At 61.4% G+C, this 16,098-nt stretch carries 20 protein-coding genes and 1 tRNA gene; 7 read left to right on the top strand and 14 right to left on the bottom strand.

Going from position 1 to position 16,098, the window contains the following annotated elements:
* Positions 1 to 6 precede the first annotated feature (6 nt).
* Positions 7 to 351 carry a hypothetical protein gene (locus tag WC698_06220; protein ID MFA6039827.1) on the top strand — a complete coding sequence of 115 codons (345 nt, stop codon included), beginning with the start codon at positions 7 to 9 and terminating at the stop codon, positions 349 to 351.
* A gap of 91 nt (positions 352 to 442) precedes the next feature.
* On the opposite strand, the gene WC698_06215 is transcribed toward WC698_06220, so the two are convergent.
* A complete protein-coding gene (locus WC698_06215) occupies positions 443 to 1,177 on the bottom strand; it encodes a WecB/TagA/CpsF family glycosyltransferase (GenBank protein MFA6039826.1) in 735 nt (244 codons plus the stop codon).
* A 167-nt stretch (positions 1,178 to 1,344) separates the two neighbouring features.
* Between WC698_06215 and WC698_06210 the strand changes: the two genes are divergently transcribed.
* Positions 1,345 to 2,037 (top strand): thioredoxin domain-containing protein, encoded by a 693-nt coding sequence (locus WC698_06210; GenBank protein ID MFA6039825.1) that lies wholly within the window; start codon positions 1,345 to 1,347, stop codon positions 2,035 to 2,037.
* A 24-nt stretch (positions 2,038 to 2,061) separates the two neighbouring features.
* Here WC698_06210 and WC698_06205 read toward each other — a convergent pair whose 3' ends face one another.
* From WC698_06205 to WC698_06195, 3 genes are all read right to left on the bottom strand, one after another.
* A complete protein-coding gene (locus WC698_06205) occupies positions 2,062 to 2,328 on the bottom strand; it encodes a DUF167 domain-containing protein (GenBank protein ID MFA6039824.1) in 267 nt (88 codons plus the stop codon).
* A 313-nt stretch (positions 2,329 to 2,641) separates the two neighbouring features.
* On the bottom strand, positions 2,642 to 3,307 hold the full coding sequence (trmD, locus tag WC698_06200) for a tRNA (guanosine(37)-N1)-methyltransferase TrmD (GenBank protein MFA6039823.1): 666 nt from the start codon (positions 3,305 to 3,307) through the stop codon (positions 2,642 to 2,644).
* A gap of 45 nt (positions 3,308 to 3,352) precedes the next feature.
* Positions 3,353 to 3,724 carry a hypothetical protein gene (locus WC698_06195; protein MFA6039822.1) on the bottom strand — a complete coding sequence of 124 codons (372 nt, stop codon included), beginning with the start codon at positions 3,722 to 3,724 and terminating at the stop codon, positions 3,353 to 3,355.
* Positions 3,725 to 3,969: 245 nt separating this feature from the next.
* On the opposite strand from WC698_06195, the gene WC698_06190 reads away from it, so the two are divergent.
* The gene (locus tag WC698_06190; GenBank protein ID MFA6039821.1) at positions 3,970 to 4,512 is read left to right on the top strand and encodes a transposase; all 543 of its coding nucleotides are present in this window, start codon (positions 3,970 to 3,972) and stop codon (positions 4,510 to 4,512) included.
* A gap of 82 nt (positions 4,513 to 4,594) precedes the next feature.
* On the opposite strand, the gene WC698_06185 is transcribed toward WC698_06190, so the two are convergent.
* Positions 4,595 to 5,485, bottom strand: coding sequence for a thiamine pyrophosphate-dependent enzyme (locus WC698_06185; protein ID MFA6039820.1), 891 nt, complete (start codon positions 5,483 to 5,485; stop codon positions 4,595 to 4,597).
* A 13-nt stretch (positions 5,486 to 5,498) separates the two neighbouring features.
* Positions 5,499 to 7,292, bottom strand: coding sequence for a 2-oxoacid:acceptor oxidoreductase subunit alpha (locus WC698_06180; protein MFA6039819.1), 1,794 nt, complete (start codon positions 7,290 to 7,292; stop codon positions 5,499 to 5,501).
* Positions 7,293 to 7,484: 192 nt separating this feature from the next.
* Between WC698_06180 and WC698_06175 the strand changes: the two genes are divergently transcribed.
* From WC698_06175 to WC698_06165, 3 genes are all read left to right on the top strand, one after another.
* Positions 7,485 to 8,474, top strand: a complete 990-nt coding sequence (locus tag WC698_06175) for a glycosyltransferase (GenBank protein MFA6039818.1) — start codon at positions 7,485 to 7,487, stop codon at positions 8,472 to 8,474.
* 68 nt (positions 8,475 to 8,542) lie between these two features.
* Positions 8,543 to 9,514, top strand: coding sequence for a hypothetical protein (locus WC698_06170; protein MFA6039817.1), 972 nt, complete (start codon positions 8,543 to 8,545; stop codon positions 9,512 to 9,514).
* 191 nt (positions 9,515 to 9,705) lie between these two features.
* Positions 9,706 to 10,572 (top strand): hypothetical protein, encoded by an 867-nt coding sequence (locus tag WC698_06165; GenBank protein ID MFA6039816.1) that lies wholly within the window; start codon positions 9,706 to 9,708, stop codon positions 10,570 to 10,572.
* Here WC698_06165 and WC698_06160 read toward each other — a convergent pair whose 3' ends face one another.
* From WC698_06160 to WC698_06135, 6 genes are all read right to left on the bottom strand, one after another.
* Positions 10,573 to 10,773 (bottom strand): hypothetical protein, encoded by a 201-nt coding sequence (locus WC698_06160; GenBank protein MFA6039815.1) that lies wholly within the window; start codon positions 10,771 to 10,773, stop codon positions 10,573 to 10,575. It abuts the gene before it with no gap.
* A gap of 132 nt (positions 10,774 to 10,905) precedes the next feature.
* On the bottom strand, positions 10,906 to 11,247 hold the full coding sequence (gene rplT / locus WC698_06155; protein ID MFA6039814.1) for a 50S ribosomal protein L20: 342 nt from the start codon (positions 11,245 to 11,247) through the stop codon (positions 10,906 to 10,908).
* Between the two features lie 86 nt (positions 11,248 to 11,333).
* Positions 11,334 to 11,528 carry a 50S ribosomal protein L35 gene (rpmI, locus tag WC698_06150; GenBank protein MFA6039813.1) on the bottom strand — a complete coding sequence of 65 codons (195 nt, stop codon included), beginning with the start codon at positions 11,526 to 11,528 and terminating at the stop codon, positions 11,334 to 11,336.
* 216 nt (positions 11,529 to 11,744) lie between these two features.
* The gene (gene infC / locus WC698_06145) at positions 11,745 to 12,314 is read right to left on the bottom strand and encodes a translation initiation factor IF-3 (GenBank protein ID MFA6039812.1); all 570 of its coding nucleotides are present in this window, start codon (positions 12,312 to 12,314) and stop codon (positions 11,745 to 11,747) included.
* Between the two features lie 7 nt (positions 12,315 to 12,321).
* Positions 12,322 to 13,248 (bottom strand): hypothetical protein, encoded by a 927-nt coding sequence (locus WC698_06140; GenBank protein MFA6039811.1) that lies wholly within the window; start codon positions 13,246 to 13,248, stop codon positions 12,322 to 12,324.
* Positions 13,245 to 13,850, bottom strand: a complete 606-nt coding sequence (locus WC698_06135; protein ID MFA6039810.1) for a hypothetical protein — start codon at positions 13,848 to 13,850, stop codon at positions 13,245 to 13,247. Before WC698_06135 ends, WC698_06140 begins: the two co-directional genes overlap by 4 nt.
* 237 nt (positions 13,851 to 14,087) lie before the next feature.
* Here WC698_06135 and prfB point away from each other — a divergent pair.
* A protein-coding gene (gene prfB, locus WC698_06130; protein MFA6039809.1) for a peptide chain release factor 2 occupies positions 14,088 to 15,165 on the top strand; the annotation gives its coding sequence in 2 pieces (ribosomal slippage) (positions 14,088 to 14,153 and positions 14,155 to 15,165; 1,077 coding nt in all).
* Between the two features lie 59 nt (positions 15,166 to 15,224).
* On the opposite strand, the gene WC698_06125 is transcribed toward prfB, so the two are convergent.
* Together WC698_06125 and WC698_06120 are read right to left on the bottom strand one after the other, a co-directional pair.
* Entirely contained in the window at positions 15,225 to 15,395 is a 171-nt protein-coding gene (locus WC698_06125) for a hypothetical protein (protein ID MFA6039808.1), read from the bottom strand.
* 611 nt (positions 15,396 to 16,006) lie between these two features.
* Positions 16,007 to 16,097, bottom strand: a tRNA-Ser gene (locus WC698_06120).
* Between the last annotated feature and the right edge of the window lies 1 nt (position 16,098).

Here is a 16,098-nt window from a genome sequence, read left to right as displayed (position 1 = left end):
ACAAACATGCACATCAACCTCTTCGACCCCAAGCGCTTCCACCACACCATGTTCTGGTCGGTGCTGCTCTGCGCATTGGTGGTGTCCATTGCCGCAACGCTCGCGCGCGCCACGTTGACGCTGAGCGCCGCCCTCACGAACAAGCCGGATATCGCCCTCTACCTGTTATTGGAGGAGAAGGAAGTGGGGAAGACGGAACTGCTGCGCGAAACGTACGACACGCGGGATTACCTGGCGGAAACCAAGGAGGGCCCCAAGTTCGTGCGGCTGAAGAAGGGCTTCCGGCAGTGGTATGTGGAGATTGAGGAAGACTTGCATGAGGAGAGCGGAAGCGGAATCAGTGCACTATAAGGAAACCGATGAAACCAAGGCATCCGAGGAATCGTTTGTAGATAACTACTCTTCGGTTTCCTCGGTTTCTTCGGCTTCTTCGGATTCCGTGTTAGGGGCACTCTCTCCCAAACCTCACGACGAGAGAAGGGAAGACGACCACCGCGTTCCATATTCTCCCGATCCTCCGCGGTTCCCGTATGAGCCGCCACACCCACTCCAGCCCCAGTTTCCGCAGGAAACGCGGCGCCCTCTTCTGCTCCCCCGCGATGAAGTCGAAGGAGCCGCCCACGCCCATCGCCACCCGCACGCCCGTCATGGCATTGAGGTGCCGCGCGATCCACAGCTCCTGCGCCGGTGAACCGTAGGCGACGAAGAGGAGGGAAGGATTCACGGCGTTGATGCGCGCCACGATCTCCCGCGCCTCCTCCTCCCGCGGCGACCCGGCAAAGGTTCCTGCGATCTTCAGGCGGGGATTCCGTTCCTTGAGCTTCGCCGCCGCCTTCTCCGCCACGCCGGGGCGCGCGCCGAGCAGGAAGACGGGATACTCCGCCGTGAGCGCGGCGCACAGTTCCTGCATGGTGTCCACGCCCGTCACGCGGCTGGGGAGAACTTGGCGGGTCATGCGCGCCATCCAGAGCAAGCCGGTGCCGTCCGGCAGGTTGAGGCTCGTGCGCTGCAGGATCTGCCGGAACGTGCCGTTCTTCGCCGCCTCCACAAGCATCTCCGCGTTAGGCGTGGCCACGTGGTGCTGACGCTGGCTCTCGAGGAACGCTAAAATCTTCCCCACCGCCCGGTCCATGGTGATGGCATCGATGGGGACGCCGAGGAGGGTGACCCGATCCACGGGGAGAGGGTATCACAACGAGAAGAGTTTGTGATGTTGATCGATGAACGGAGAAATGCAAAATGCATACATGTGAAATGCAAAATGAACAGTGTACTATGCGCACGGATACATTTTCTCCCTCATCATTTCTCATTTTGCATTTATCATTTCCCATTTATTCCATTTTGCATTTCAAATTTCTCCAAAGGCTTCGACTCACTCCGGCCTTCATCATCCTCTCCCTCCTCACGGCTTGCACCGTGCAACAGACGAGCAGGCAGGATGAAAACCCGCCCTTCCTCTCGCTCCTCACGGCCTCCGGCTCCTCCAGCGTCTCCTCCGGCACGCCCGTGGCCGCGCGGGACCCGGGACGCAACGGCGCCACGTTCGACATCGGTCCCGAGGACGCCCCCGCCCTCCTCCTCTTCACCAACCACGCCTGCGCGTACTGTCGGCAGTTCCAGGAACAGATTCTCCCCCGCCTTAAGGCGGACTTCATCGACAAGGGGAAACTGCGGTTGCAAACCGCCATCCTCCCCATCAACAAGTACCCGCTGAGCGGGAGGGAGACCGCCGCGCTCGCCTGCGCCCAAGCCCAGGGGAAAGGGGAGCAGATGCACGCCGCGCTCTTCGCGCTGCGGGACCACACGGAAGCGGAACTCTTGGCCGCCGTCCAAGCGCTGGCGATGAAGATGGAGGAGTTCACCGCCTGCCTCTCCTCGCCGCAAACGGCCGCACTCGTGCAGACGCAGGCGGACCTGGCCGCAGAGCGCAACGTGACACTCGTCCCCACGCTCTTCTTCGGGGAAGAGAAGCAGACCGGCCTGCCGCGCTACGCGGACTTGCGGGGATGGATCGAGAGCGGGTTGGATGATTGAGGATGTATATACATCGTATAGACATCATCGTGTAATCCTCACAAGCTTCCTCCTATTCCCGCCTCCCGCAAGGACTTCCACTTGGGAAGCGTGCACGTCGAACTTCCCCGCCAGGAACTTCACGAGTGCCGCGTTCGCCTTCCCTTCCTCCGCCGGCGCGGCGACATCTACTTTGATGCTCCCATCCTCCATCTTCCCCCGCAGCCGCGATTCCGGCGCGTTGGGGCGCACGCGGAGGGAAAGGGTGACCGAACCTTCCCGTTGCAACGTCTCCTGCAGATCTTCAATCATAGTAACAGTATACAAAAGAAGCTCCTGTGCACGAAGCACAGGAGCGGACGGCACGGACTTCTTCAGCTGCGGCGGTAGTACTTCGGCAATTGGACCGGCGCACGGCGCTGCTTCGGCTGGGGGGGTAGGGAAGAAGGAGCGGATTGCTGCTCTGTCCTCCTCTCCCTTTTATCGAAGGCGAGGGCCACCGGCAACAACACCAACGAAAGAACCATGGACAACAGCAGGCCTTCCATAAGATATCCTCCGAACGACGTGAGAAAAGAACGGCCGATGAAAGAATGGTATCACTATGTGATGATTGATCAATACGTCAACGCAGCTGTCCTTTCCTCCACTTTTCGATCTCCTTATGGTTACCGGAGAGGAGGACGGGGGGGACCTTGCTGCCGCGGAACTCCTCCGGGCGGGTGTAGTGGGGGTACTCCTTCTTGCGCCCGAGGGAGGGGGAGAAGCTTTCCTCCTGCGCAGATTCTTCCTTCCCCAGCACGCCGGGGATCTGCCGCGCCACGGCGTCGATGAGGACCATGGCGGGAAGCTCGCCGCCGGTGAGCACGTAATCACCGATGGAGACCTCCTCGTCGATCCACCCGTCGATCACGCGCTGGTCTATGCCTTCGTAGCGGCCGCACAGGAGGAGGAGCCAAGGCTTGGTGGCCAGGCGTTCCGCCTTCGCTTGCGTGAGCTTCTTCCCTCGGGGAGAGAAATAGATGCGGTGCGGCTTGCGGCGTGGAAACTCCTTGCGCCCCTCTTCGGTCACTTTCTCGATGGCGTTCACCAGCACATCCGGCCGCATCACCATTCCCGCGCCACCGCCGTAGGGAGAATCATCCACCTGCTTGTAGTTCCCCAAGCCGTACTGGCGCAGGTCGTGGAAGCGGATACCCAGCAGCTTCTCCCCCTGCGCGCGCGCAAGGATGCTCTCAGTGAGAGGCCCCTGGAACATGGCCGGGAACAGCGTGAGGACATCGATGCGCATGCGAACAGTGTAGCGAAAACCCCTGCCTACCGCTTCTCCGTCCGGTCAATGGGACTCCCAAACATTGGCCATGCGTCCCAAGGTGGTCTCTCCAACCCGATGCGTATTGCGGCGAGGAGGCCTCGCTTTCACCGGTGGCTTCCGAGGTCCTTCCAGTAGGACACGAAAACGGCCGTATAATCCCATCAAAGAATCTTCCACCACAGTTCTTTCCTCATCCTCCTCCGCTTCTTCCTCCCACTCGGCGAGCAACTCGTTCAATCTGTCTCGAATATCGTAGAGGAGACTTTCCGTCTCGGTTTTTAACCCGCCCTTCCGCACTTCCCGCGCACCGCGCGTAACGAGCTTCTGTGCGTCATGGGCAATGGATTCAACACTCTTCTGCCAGTGGCCGTTGTTCTCGGAGTTCTCCGTCATAGAAAAGGGCTGCGATTCTAAAGACAGCACTGCGGAAGTCAACGTGTTTTACGTTCTTCGATGAACGTCATAAAACGGACGGAGGGTATCAATCCTCCTATCCGAGAAGAAAGGTTTGGCATAGGGCGTTCCATGGGTCCGTGGAACGTCTTTTGTCCCTTCCCCAAAAGGATAAACGATCATCATGCGAAGGAGATGTGTAGGAGGGGATCGTGCCGCGAATCCGTCACCCGTAGATTCATGCCATGGCACTGGATGGGACATCGCCGCTGTTCGCGGGACGGTATAGGAATGACTCGGCGCGCTGCGCGCCGTGGGATTACTCCTCGACCGGCGCGTACTTCGTGACCATCAATACCAAGGATCGCATCCCGTGGTTCGGAACGGTGCGGAACGGGATCATGGGTTTATCGGATGTCGGATCCATCGTCTCCGAGGAATGGATGAAAACGCCCACCATACGTCCCTACGTCATCCTGGATGAATGGGTCGTGATGCCGGACCACATCCATGGGATCATCGTCTTACACCGACGACCCGACGGGGAACGGATCATCGATGCATCGCGACATCACGAGTCACCCATGGCGCGGTTCAAACCGCATACGCTGGGTGCAATCATCAACCAATTCAAATCGAAATGCACAAAACGCATATGGGCGGCGGGGTACGGCGGTTTCGCATGGCAACCGCGGTACCATGACCGCATCATCCGGGATGCCGACGCGATGGTCCGCATCCGTGCGTATATCCGTCATAATCCGCGGGTGTGGGGCCGTTCGTCGTAAGGACGTCCCGGCGGAACGTCCCTACCATGACCACGACTACGACCATGACCACGACCATGATCGCACCGTGACATCACACACATCACACAAACTCCTTCATCAGCTCCGTCACGTCCTGCAACGCCACTTCCTCCACCGCCGTGGTCTGCCTGTCTTTCCGCGGCTCCAACTCCTCGTAGAAACTCGGGACGTCTTCGTTGCGGTAGAGGATGCCCGTGGCGATCTTCTGCGACGTGTCCACGGCCAGCGCCCGCGCCTTCTGGAAATCCGAAGGATCGTGGTTAACCGTGGCGACGTCGTAGCACTTCTCCAGCAGGTACTCGTGCGTGGCGAAGGCGTTGTACGTGGGGCAGGCTTGGAGGACATCCACGAACGCGAAGCCGCGGTGCCGGAGGGCGGCCTGGAAGACCTGAACCATCTGCGGGATGTTCCCGGAGAACGCGCGCGCCACGAAGGTGGGTTGGAGCGAGAAGATGAAATCCATGGAGGGGATGGTGCGCTCCGGGATGCCGTTGGGGCTGCTGTTCATCTTCTGCCCCTTGGGCGTGAGGGCGCTCGCCTGGCCGGTGGTGAGGCCGTAGTTGGCGTTGTTGTGGAGGATGAAGGTGATGGGGTAGTTGCTGCGGACGGCGTGCACCAGGTGGCCCACGCCCTCGGAGAAGCTGGCGCCGTCGCCGCCCACCGCGATCACGTGGACCCGGGGATTGGCCAGCTTGGCGCCCGCGGCGAAGGGGATCACGCGGCCGTGGAGGCCGTGGAAGCGGTACCCGCCGATCTTATCCGCCATGTTCCCGTGGCAGCCCACGTCAAAGCAGAGGAGCGCCTGCCACGGCTCGATCTTGCTCTCCACCAGCGCGCGCTTGAGGGCGGTCCAGATGCCGTAGTCGCCGCACCCGTCGCACCACGTGCAGGGTACGGGGGAGGCGTAGTCCTGCATGGTGGGGATGCCGTTGCTTTCCAAGGGGATGGACATGGGAACGAAGGACTTAGGACTGAGGACTTAGGAGGAGGGAAAGGCGATCGAGGAGCTCGTCGTAGAAGAACGGTCGGCCGTCGTACTTGAGGATCTTGTCCGGGATGGCGAGGCCGCACTCCATCCGGATGAGTTGGCCCAGCTGCCCCTGCGCGTTGCACTCCACGAGCGCGGTGCGCTTCGCCTTCTTCGCAAGACGCTCCAGCGTCTCCGTCTTGAGCGGCCACAGGCAGGCGTAGTGCAGGTACGCGACGTTCTTGCCCCGGAGCTCGGGGCTGCGCAGCACATCGAAGATGAGGGAGGCGTTGCTCCCCCAACTGACGAGGAGGAGGTCCAGGTCCCCCGTAGGTTCCCATGCGCCCTCCTTCTCGCCCTCCGCGGTGATGATCTGGGGATCGGGCAGCGCCTGCCGGAGCCCTTCCATCTTGCGCATCCGCTTCTCCATCTGCGCGCGCGCGTTCTCCGCAGTCTCGCTGGAAGCCCCCTCCGGCGTGTGCTCATCGCCCTGCGCGCAGAACGTCGCCGCCTTTGCTCCGGGGAGCCATCGCTTGGAAATGCCGTCGGGAACGGAGGGGTCGTAGCGGTCGGAAGGCTTGAGCGACGCGAGCTCCGCCGGATCCGTCACCAGCTTCCCGCGGCGGAGTTGCGTCTGTGTTTGGTCGTACGGCTGCTGCGTGTAGAGCGCCTCGCCCAACTGCTTGTCCGTGAGGACGATGACGGAGATCTGGTGCTCCTCCGCGATATTGAACGCCTCCGCCATGATGAGGAACGCGTCCTGGCTTCCGCTCACCGCCATCACGCAGCGCGGGAATTCGCCGTGCGCGCCATGGACCGCCATGAGCAGGTCGGCCTGCGCCGTCCACGTGGGCAGCCCCGTGGCGGGGCCCGGCCGCTGTGCGAGGATGAATACCGTGGGGTTCTCGAGGAGTCCGTTGAGGGAAAGCGTCTCGGCCATAAGGTCGAAGCCGCCGCCGGACGTGGCCGTGAGGGCGCGCGCGCCCATGAGCATGGCGCCGGAGACCATCTGCGCCGCCGTGATCTCGTCCTCCGCCTGCTTGATGACCATCCCGGTCTTGTTCTGCTGCTCCGCGATGTACGTAAGGATGGGACTGCTCGGCGTCATGGGATACCCCGCGTACACGCGTACGCCGGCATGGATGGCGCCCAGACCCACGGCATGGTTGCCGGTGAGGAGCAGGTGGTCCTTCCACTTTTCCTGCGCCGCCGGAAGCGTGACCGAGACGGCTCCCGCCGAAGCGTCCGAAAAGCCGTACCCCTCCTCGATGCAGCGCATGTTGAGTTCCAACAGGTCCTTCTTCTTCGCGAAGCGCCGACCGACGAACGTCTTGAGCGCCTCGCGGTCGCACCCCAGCACCTTCCACACGAACGCGGCGATGAGCACGTTGCCCAGGATGGCCTTCGCCTTCAGCTTCTGCAGGATCGTCTCCACCGGAAGGTAGACGACCCGTATCTTCCGCTGTTGCAGAAGCGCTTCCTCTTCCGTGCCGAACTTCCACCCCTGCGTGGAATGGATGAGGATGCCCCCCTCCTTCAGATCCGGGAGGTTCACCTGCAGCCCGTGGTGGTTGAGGGAGACAAGAACGTCCACGCGCCGCTCGCTGCTTCCCAGGAGCGTGTCGGAAACGTCGAGCTGATAGCTGGCATGCCCGCCCTTGATGAGGGAGGGATACTCGCGGTACCCGAAAATGCAGTACCCGGCCCGCTTGAGCCCTTTGGCGAGGACTTCCCCGATGGAATTGATGCCCTGGCCGGAAGCGCCGACGATCTTCAGCGAAACGCGGTTCACAGGTTCCTATCATGAAGGAAAACGGGTGGAGGTGGAAGAGAGAACGTGAAAAAGGGAGTAGGTTGTAGGTGGTAGGTTGTAGTACCTCCATGCAAAGAAGAACAGAGCAATTGCTCAACACTTGTACCACCTACTACCTACCCCCTACTCCCTCCCTTTAATCCTCTCTCAATTCCCTCTAAGCTACGCACAATGCAGAACCCCCTCGTCAGCATCCTCATGCCCACGTACAAGCCCGACGCGCGCTTCCTGCGCGAAGCCGTGGAGAGCGTGCTGGCGCAGACGTACCCGCACTGGACGCTCTTGGTCAACGACGAGCCGACGGATGTGGACACCAAATCGATCATTCAACCGTACCTCGGCGACCCGCGCATCCGGTACGGACGGAATGCGGCGCGCCTGGGGATCGGGGGGAACTGGAACGCCTGCCTCGCCACCGCGCAGGGGGAGATCATCCAGTACCTCTTCCAGGATGACGTGTGGGACCCGCACTACCTGGCCGAGGGCGTGGGCGTGCTCACGCGGGAGAGCGAAACGGGCATGGTGGCGATGGCGCACATCTACCGCAGCGACGACAGCCCTGAGGCGGAACGCTTCCTGCGCGAGGCGGGGTTCGAGGGGATCCGCGAAGCGCGTGTGCAACACCTTCCCGACGGGACGGAGGAGGGGAAGTCCTTCCTGCGGCGCTGGCTGAAGCTGGGGCTGCGCCCCAACCTGGTGGGGGAGCCGAGCTTTGTGATGCTGCACCGTACGGTGACGGACCGCTTGGGGAAGTTCCGGGAGGACCTGCCCCAAGGCCTCGACCTGGAGTACTGGGTGCGCGCACTGCTCGTCACCAACCTGCACGCCGTCGCGCAATCCGCCGGCTTCTTCCGCGTCCATCCCCAAGCCGCCAGCATGAGCAACGATGCGGCGGGTGCGGGCTTGTTCGACCGCCTGCACTGCTTCGAAACCCTCCTGCGCCTCTCCCCCGCCGACCTGAAGGAGGACGTGCGTGCCGCCCTCGTGGAACAGCTCTCCCTCATGGGAGGCAAGTACCGCAGCCGCGTGCGGGGCGGCAGGAAAACCGGGGGATCGGCCATCCTCCGTCTCCTCCCCTTCGTCCTCCGCCACCCCTGGCTCTTCCTCCGCGCCATGGCGCGGATGCTGAGGAAGGGGGCCGCAGAAACGCTCCCGGCGTAAGAATGCTTTGCATTGGCCAGAAGGAGTGCTTTACTGCAAAGGAACATTTGCCATTACCCCCACACGCCATGAAACTGAAGAAACTCTTCGCCGTCGCCGTCGGTCTGGCAATGGATGCCGACCCCCGCGGGAAGAAAGCACTGGATAAAATGCTCCGGAAGCAGAAGGAGAAATTTGAGAAATTGAGCGACAAGGAGAAGGAATTTTTCGACGAGGAGCGCTTGTGGAACCCCTACGGGGATTCCCGCGTGATCGCCGGTACCGGGGAGGAGGACGTGCAGCGGCTCCTGGTGGGCATCGACATCGAGACGCAGGAAGTGCTCCTCGCCGACCGGCTGCGCGAGAAGGGGGAGAAGATCGACGCCCTCCTCATCCACCATCCGGAGGGGCGCGCGCTGGCGGACCTGGAGAAGGTGATGCCCGTGCAGGTGGACGTCCTCCTGCGCTCCGGCGTTCCCGTGAACCACGCGGAGGGGCAACTGCGCCCGCGCATGGACCGCATTTGGCGCGCCATCCACGCGGATAACCTGTTCCGCACGGAACGCGCGGCGGAACTGCTGGGCTTCCCCGCCATGGTGTGCCACACCGTGGCCGACAACTTGGTGTGGAAGTTCATGGAGGACACCATCTGCAAGAAGGAATACGACACGCTGGAGGAAATTCTGGAAGCCCTGCGGGAGATCCCCGAATACAAGCACTACGCCAAGAAGGGCAACCCGCCCATCATCGTGAGCGGCTCCGGGGGGAACCGCCCCGGGAAAATCGTGGCGTCGGAATTCACGGGGGGGACCAACGGCCCGGAGGAATTCCTGGCGGAGCAATCCCGCGCGGGCGTGGGGACCATCCTCTCCATGCACGTGACGGAGAAGACGCTGGAGGAGGCGAAGAAGCACCACGTGAACATGATCCAGTGCAGCCACATGGCCTCCGACGCGGTGGGCGTGAACCTCCTCCTCGACGGCCTGCAGAAGACGGAGAGGAAGCTGGATGTGCTGGAGATCGCGGGGTTCATCCGGGTGAAGAGAGGAGGAAAGCGGTAAGTAGGGAAGGGTAGGACGAGTGATATTGAGGAGTCCGAGGATTCCGAGGATTCCGACGAACCGATGAGAATACCATAGAGCTTCTTCCGGACACTCCTCGGAATCCTCGGAGTCGTCGGCATCTTCTGTAAGCTCGGAACCCACGTACGTTGACAATAGACCTGTCCTTCCCAAAAGGTATACTCATCGCCATGGCAAAGAACCCTCTGTCCCCCGGCCCGCTCCTCCGCCAAACCTGGGCATTCCTCCGCAAGCAGCCCGTGCTGAGCACGACGCTCGTGTGGTTCCTCATCCTCCCCTCCGTTGCGGACGCCTGGATCGGACGCTGGTGGGAAGGGCAGGGACTGCCGGAGACGGCCGCGGCCCTCCGTCCACTCGACGTCATCTCCACGTTCGCCGTGCTCGCGGTGGCGTTCGTGTACCTGTGGGGCTTGAGCTGCGTGCTGTTCGTGGGGAAGCGCATGGTCATCAACCGCGCGGGCAGGACCCGCTCCTCCTTCCGCCGCGTGCGCTCGGACGCCCTCCCCCTGGTGTTCCCCCTCTTCCTCACATCGCTGCTCCAGCAATGCCTCACGTTCTACCGCGCCCTCCTCTTCATGGTCCCCGCTTTCTTGGCCATGTTGCTCATCCGCGGGAACCCCGCGGTGGATGCGCCGGTGAAGGGCATGACGGACTTCACGCTGCTCATCCTCACCCCCCTGCTCATCCCCGCGATCCTCTTCCTCCTCCGCACATCCTTCGCGCCGATCGTCCTCGTATGTGAGGGGAAGGCCTTCCGTGCCGCCCTCAAGCGGAGCCGGGACCTGACGCGCAAACGCTTGCCGCACATCATCGGCTCGCTCCTTGCCCTCCTGGCTGCCACGGTCCTGCCCGCCTCCCTCCTCTCCCTGCTCCTGTGGACGCTCATCCCCGAGGGCTCGGTGCAGATGTACTACATCGGGGACATCGTGGACGCCTCGCTCTCCTCCACCGCCATCCTGGTCTTCCTCCTCTCCATGATCGGACTGTATGGGAAGCTGAAGGAGCTCGCACCGAAGCTGAAGCATGTGGAAGCATGATCACAAAGTCTTCGACGTATAATCATTCAGCACCGACGTTAAACCTTTGATGACGATCTGCGGCGGCATGTCGTGGGCGGAGTACGTGACGCCGAATTCCTCTTCGCTCTTCGGCCACCCGAATACGATGAATCCCGGCGTGCCCAGTTCGCGCAGGAACGCCTCACACTTCTTCTGGATCTCCAGCTCGCTGTCGCTCATGGGGATGGGGGAAAGTCTCCGTAGAATACGCAGATCGTTGAGACAGCTCCATCAAATAGCGAAAGGAATCCGAGGGGGTAAGCAAGCAGCCATTCGGTTTCCTCGGTTTCTTCGGATTCCTCGGCTTCTTCCTTACTTCACTGCCGCCAACACCTTGTCGAACGCCTGGGGATCGTGGATGGCGAGTTCGCTCAACGTCTTGCGGTTGAGGAGAATGTTCTTGGCCTTAAGCCCCTTGATGAATACGGAGTAGGTGACGCCCTGCGCCCGCAACGCGGCATTGAGGCGGATGATCCACAGGCCGCGAAAATTGCGCTTCTTGAGCCTGCGGTCGCGGTAGGAGTTCACACCGGCGCGGATCACGGCCTCATTCGCCTTCACGAACGTCTTGCTGCGCATGCCGCGGTAACCCTTGGCGAGCTTGCGGATCTTCTTGTGTCTCCTGTGCCGGACAATGCCACGTTTTACTCTCATGGGCGGGGGGTGTACGCGTTTTCGAACGCGTGTGAAATGGTGGGGAGAGAGACGAGAACAGAGGAGCTACCGCTCCCAGGGAAGGTTCAGAGGGAGGGGAGGAGCGACCGCAGCGTCTTTTCATTGGTCGGATGCACCATTACGGTGCGTGAGAGGCGCTTCTGGCGCTTATTCTTCTGTAAAAGCAGGTGGTTGCGGCTGTTGCGCTTGAAGGCAAGCTTGCCGCTGCCTGTTTTCCAAACACGCTTCTTTGCGCCGCTGTGGGACTTGAGCTTGGGCATGGACGGCGAAGTATAGCCATTTTGTGGTTGCATGCAAACTCTTTTTTCCCTCTTCTCCGGTTCACTCCTCTATCCCCCCAACCCCTTTCTCCTCCGGAGAAAGGGGCGTACTTCCTGTGCTTGAGCGGCTCCTGAAGCGAAGACAAGAAGTACTCCACAACAGGGAAAATACCCCTCCTCCTTCGGAGGAGGGGTAGGGGTGGAGGAAACAAACACCTACCGCTTCGGCCTCAGGATCGCCATGAACTGGTCCCCTTGGCGCTTCACGTCCTGCTCGATTTCGGCAACATCCAACAGTGTCTGGAGAAGTCCCTTGAGCTTCTGCACGGCGTAATCCTTGTTCGCCAGTTCCCGCCCGCGCAACCGCACGGAGAACTTGACCAGGTGCCGCTCCACGAAGAATTCGCGTGCGCGATCCGCGAGGCGCTCGAGGTCGTGCTTGTCGGTGCGGAATCCGAAGCGGAGCATCTTCACCTCCACCTGCTTGCTGTGGGACCGCTGCTTCTTCTCTTTCTTCTGGAGCTGGTACAGGTAGTGCCCGAACTCCCCGATCTTCACCACGGGGGGGACGGCCTTGGGGGACACTTCGATGAGGTCCAATTCCTGCTCACGGGCACGGGCAAGAGCCACGGGCGTGGCGACCACTTCCGTCCCGCCATCGTCCGTGACCAGCATCACCTCCGGCACGCGGATCTGTTCATTCACGCGCGGACGGCGTTCCTGATGGCGTGGGGGCGGGGTGAAGCGCTGGCGCTGGCGCAGAGAGAGGGAAGGGAAAGACGGCAATACTGTATCACTTTCCTCTGCCGTAGGCCAGTGCTTGTACCTCGACGCGCACCCAGCCTCCCCCCTTCTCCTCCACCTCCAGCGAGGAAACGGAGAGGAACGGCAGCGGCCACAGTTTCTCTTTGAGGAGGACCGTACCTACGGGGCCGCGGGCAAGGGCCATGCCGTCCCGGATGAGGGACGTGCGCTCGAATGTGCGGAGGAATGCCGTGAGTGCGTCGGTGGGGAAGGCGGCGAGCAGGCGCTCTTCCGCGACGAGCGGGTCGCGGAGATACGCCAGCAGGTTGGTGGAGAGGAAGCGCGAGAGGGAGGTGATCTGTTCCGGATTGCCCGCTTCCGAGAGCGCGAGCAACTCCGCACGGTTCTCGGATGTGAGGGCGTCTTCCACCGTGAGCAGGCCGGCAAGACGCAGCAGGGTGGTGAAGTCCCCCAAGTCTTCGTCGCGCAACTGCATGGTGAAGCGGAGCGTGCGCCGGACGAGCGGATCGGAAACGCCTTCCACTGCCGCCGGTTCCGGCTCCCCCAGAACAATGGGCGTCACGTCCTTCACCCTGCCGTCCGCCCTCCACGCGTCGAGGACGGCATTGAGGAGGGCGATGGCGCGCGCGCCGTCCCCCCCATCGGGGAGCACGAACAGGCGCAAATCCTCTTCCATGGTGCCGCCGGCGATATCACCGGTGAGGCGCAGCGCTTGGGTTTGCTTCGTGAGGATGGCGAGGCGGCGCTCCAGCGTCGCCACTTCCGCCGCCAGGGGCAGCCCCTGCTGTTGCACCGTGCGCAGCGTCTCCACATGCTCCTGCACGAGAAGGCCGGCAAGGACCAACAGTCCTACGGTCGCCGTCCACAGAAGGGCCGTTCGCGTTCGCGCCGGTTGTGGGCCGGGGGCGGAAGGGGGGATCGGGTCCGCGGCCGTTGGGGGAAACTCAGAGATCATCGGAGGGTGAGGACGATACGGAAGGGGGAGTGCATGCTCCCGTCACTCTCCTCCACGCGCTGAAAGAGGGGAGGTTTGACCGCGGTGACGGAGGGGAGGCGCCGCAGCTCCTCCGTGAACTGCGCGAGCACGGTCATGCTGCGCGGCCCCACGTTGCGCACGTCGCCCGTAAGGGTGAGCGTGTCTTCAACGCCCGGAGTGAAAATGTACTGCCCGATGGCAATTGTATCCTGTTCGGAAACGAGGGATGCCGCCAGGTTCCGCAGTTGTTCCCGCAGGGCGGCCAGCGGAAGGAGGTCCCCGCGGCAGAGCTTGAGCGCGTCGTATGCAGGGTCGGTGACGGAGAGGAGACCCCTGTCCCTCTCCTGTTCGCGGTGGAGCAGCTCCGCATTCATCCGCTCTTGCGTCAGGCGCAGGCTGTGCACGTCGCGAAGTTCGCCGTTCACCTCCACCTGCGCGAGCGCGGGCAGCACGATGGAAAGCGAGAGGGAGAGGAGCGAAACGAGCACGGCTGCGAAGACGAAGATGGGCATCGCCAGCCCCGGGAGGAGGTTGGCGAACGCGGGTTCGTCGGAAGGGATGGCGGGTGAGGTGTTTGGCATTGGTTTTCTTGATAGTATAGCGGAAAAGGAGGATTTGGAGAAGGAGGGAATACTTGACAGAGAGAAGATGCAGAAGAAGCAGAAGATGCAGAGGATACAGAGGAGCTATCAATCGAGAAACGTGGAGCAGCAATCTTCTGTTTCCTCTGCATCTTCTGCTTCCTCTGTATCCTCTCTTCCCTCCTATCTTTTCCCCCACCCGCTCTGTACCATGGAAACATCTCTACTCCCTGAACCGTGGAAGAGCTCCTGCAGAAAATCAACGACCTGCAGTCCGCCGTGAACACGGGGAAGGACTCTCTTTGAGGGAAGGAACGTCCCAGCACAGATCGCCGAACTGGAGCGCCAGACGCTGGAGCCTTCTTTCTGGAATGACCAGAAGAATGCGCAGGGGGTGTTCGCGAAACTGAAGGGATTGAAGAAGCTGTGGGAACCGGTGTCCTCCATCGCGCAGGGCCTCCATGATCTCCGGGAACTCACGCAGCAAGCGGAGCCGGGCGACGCCCCCGCCCTGGAAGCGGAGTATGCCGCGCTGGAAGGGCAGTGGAAGAAAACGGAAGTACAGCTCTACCTGGGCGGCGAGTTCGACCTGGGCAACTGCTACCTGACGGTGAGCAGCGGCGCGGGCGGCACGGAGGCGCAGGACTGGGCGCAGATGCTGGTGCGCATGTACCTGCGGTACTGTGAGCGTCAGGGATGGGAAACCAAGCTGCTGGAGAAGACCGACGGACAGGAGGCGGGCATCAAGACCGCCACGTTCCACGTGTCCGGCGAGATGGCGTACGGGAACTTGAAGTGCGAGCGCGGCACGCACCGCCTGGTCCGCCTCTCCCCCTTCAACGCCAAGAACCTGCGGCAGACCAGCTTCGCGCTGGTGGAAGTGCTGCCGGAGATCGAGGAGACGGGGGAAGTGGAGATCGGCCCCAACGACTTGCGCGTGGATACCTACCGCAGCGGGGGGGCGGGCGGACAGAACGTGAACAAGGTGGAGACGGCCGTGCGCGTCACCCACATCCCCACGGGGATCGTGGTGGCCTGCCAAACGGAACGCAGCCAGCTCCAGAACCGGCAGCAGGCCATGAACATGCTGCGCGCGAAACTCCTGGAGAAGCAGCGCCGCGAGGAGCAAGAGCAGAAATCGGAACTCAAGGGCGCCACGAAGAGCGCGGACTTCGGGCAGCAGATCCGCTCCTACGTGCTCCACCCGTACCAGATGGTGAAGGACCTGCGCACGGACACCGAAACGAGCGATACCGAGGGCGTGCTCGACGGCGATATCCAACGCTTCATTGATGCGGAGTTGAAACGGGGGTGAGGTAACAAAAATGGCGCCTCATGGAGGCACCATTCTCGTTATCTGAATGAACCGGACGATTAGAGATCGTACGGGCGGACCGTGACGCGGCCGTTGTCCTTGGCGCGCTTGCCGGCCATGGCCAGAGCCTTCTCCAGGTAGGCGGATGCGGCCTCCGGGAAGTCACCGGCTGTCATCATTCCTTGCTTCTTGAGTAAATCCTTGATCGCAGATGCGACGACGTAGCTCATAAAGATGGGGAAAAGAGATAAATCGAGAGGATTGTAGGGTGCATAAGGCCTTCTGCAAGTGAAATTTGCTCAACTCTTGATCGGTTAGGTGAATGGGTGAAGAATTCGCATACTATGACTTTTGAGCTATATGAAGCCATAAAGTAAGTGTTTTTGAACATCATCAGGGAAGATATGCGGATAAAAGTCAATGTCTTGGCGGACAGATCTGCCTATCTTCCTTGGTAAACAAGTTCTCGAATCCTCACCAAATTATCAGAGACTTTCACGTATCCTTCGCATCAGTGGAACGGATACGGAACCGCTCTTTTTCACGGAAGACTCGCGCATTCGAGCTCCGTGTTCACGGAGATATGCCTCATAATAGACCAAACGAAACGGACCATAAGGCTTTGTTGAAGTCACCGTACCCTTATTATGCTGTTCAATTCTTTTGGGCAAATTATTTGTCGATCCCTTGTAGAAATACTGAGGATCTTTCAGGCTTTGGAGAACATAGAAGTACCACATAAAATGAATGGCGGTGCCACGTCGCTCTGGAGTGAGGAAGTGGCGGTGCCACGTCGCTCTGGAGTGAGGAAGTGGCGGTGCCACGTCGCTCGCGAGCGACGTGGCGGTGGGAGAGGGATTCGAACCCTCGAACCCCTTGTGAGGGTTACGCGATTTCGAGTCGCGCGCCTTCGACCACTCGGCCATCCCACCA

The organism is Candidatus Peribacteraceae bacterium (assembly GCA_041661065.1).
Taxonomy (GTDB): Bacteria; Patescibacteriota; Gracilibacteria; order Peribacterales; family Peribacteraceae; genus CAIKAD01.
The sequence above is the reverse complement of the archived record's forward strand: the minus strand, read 5'-3'. Positions and strand labels throughout refer to the sequence as shown.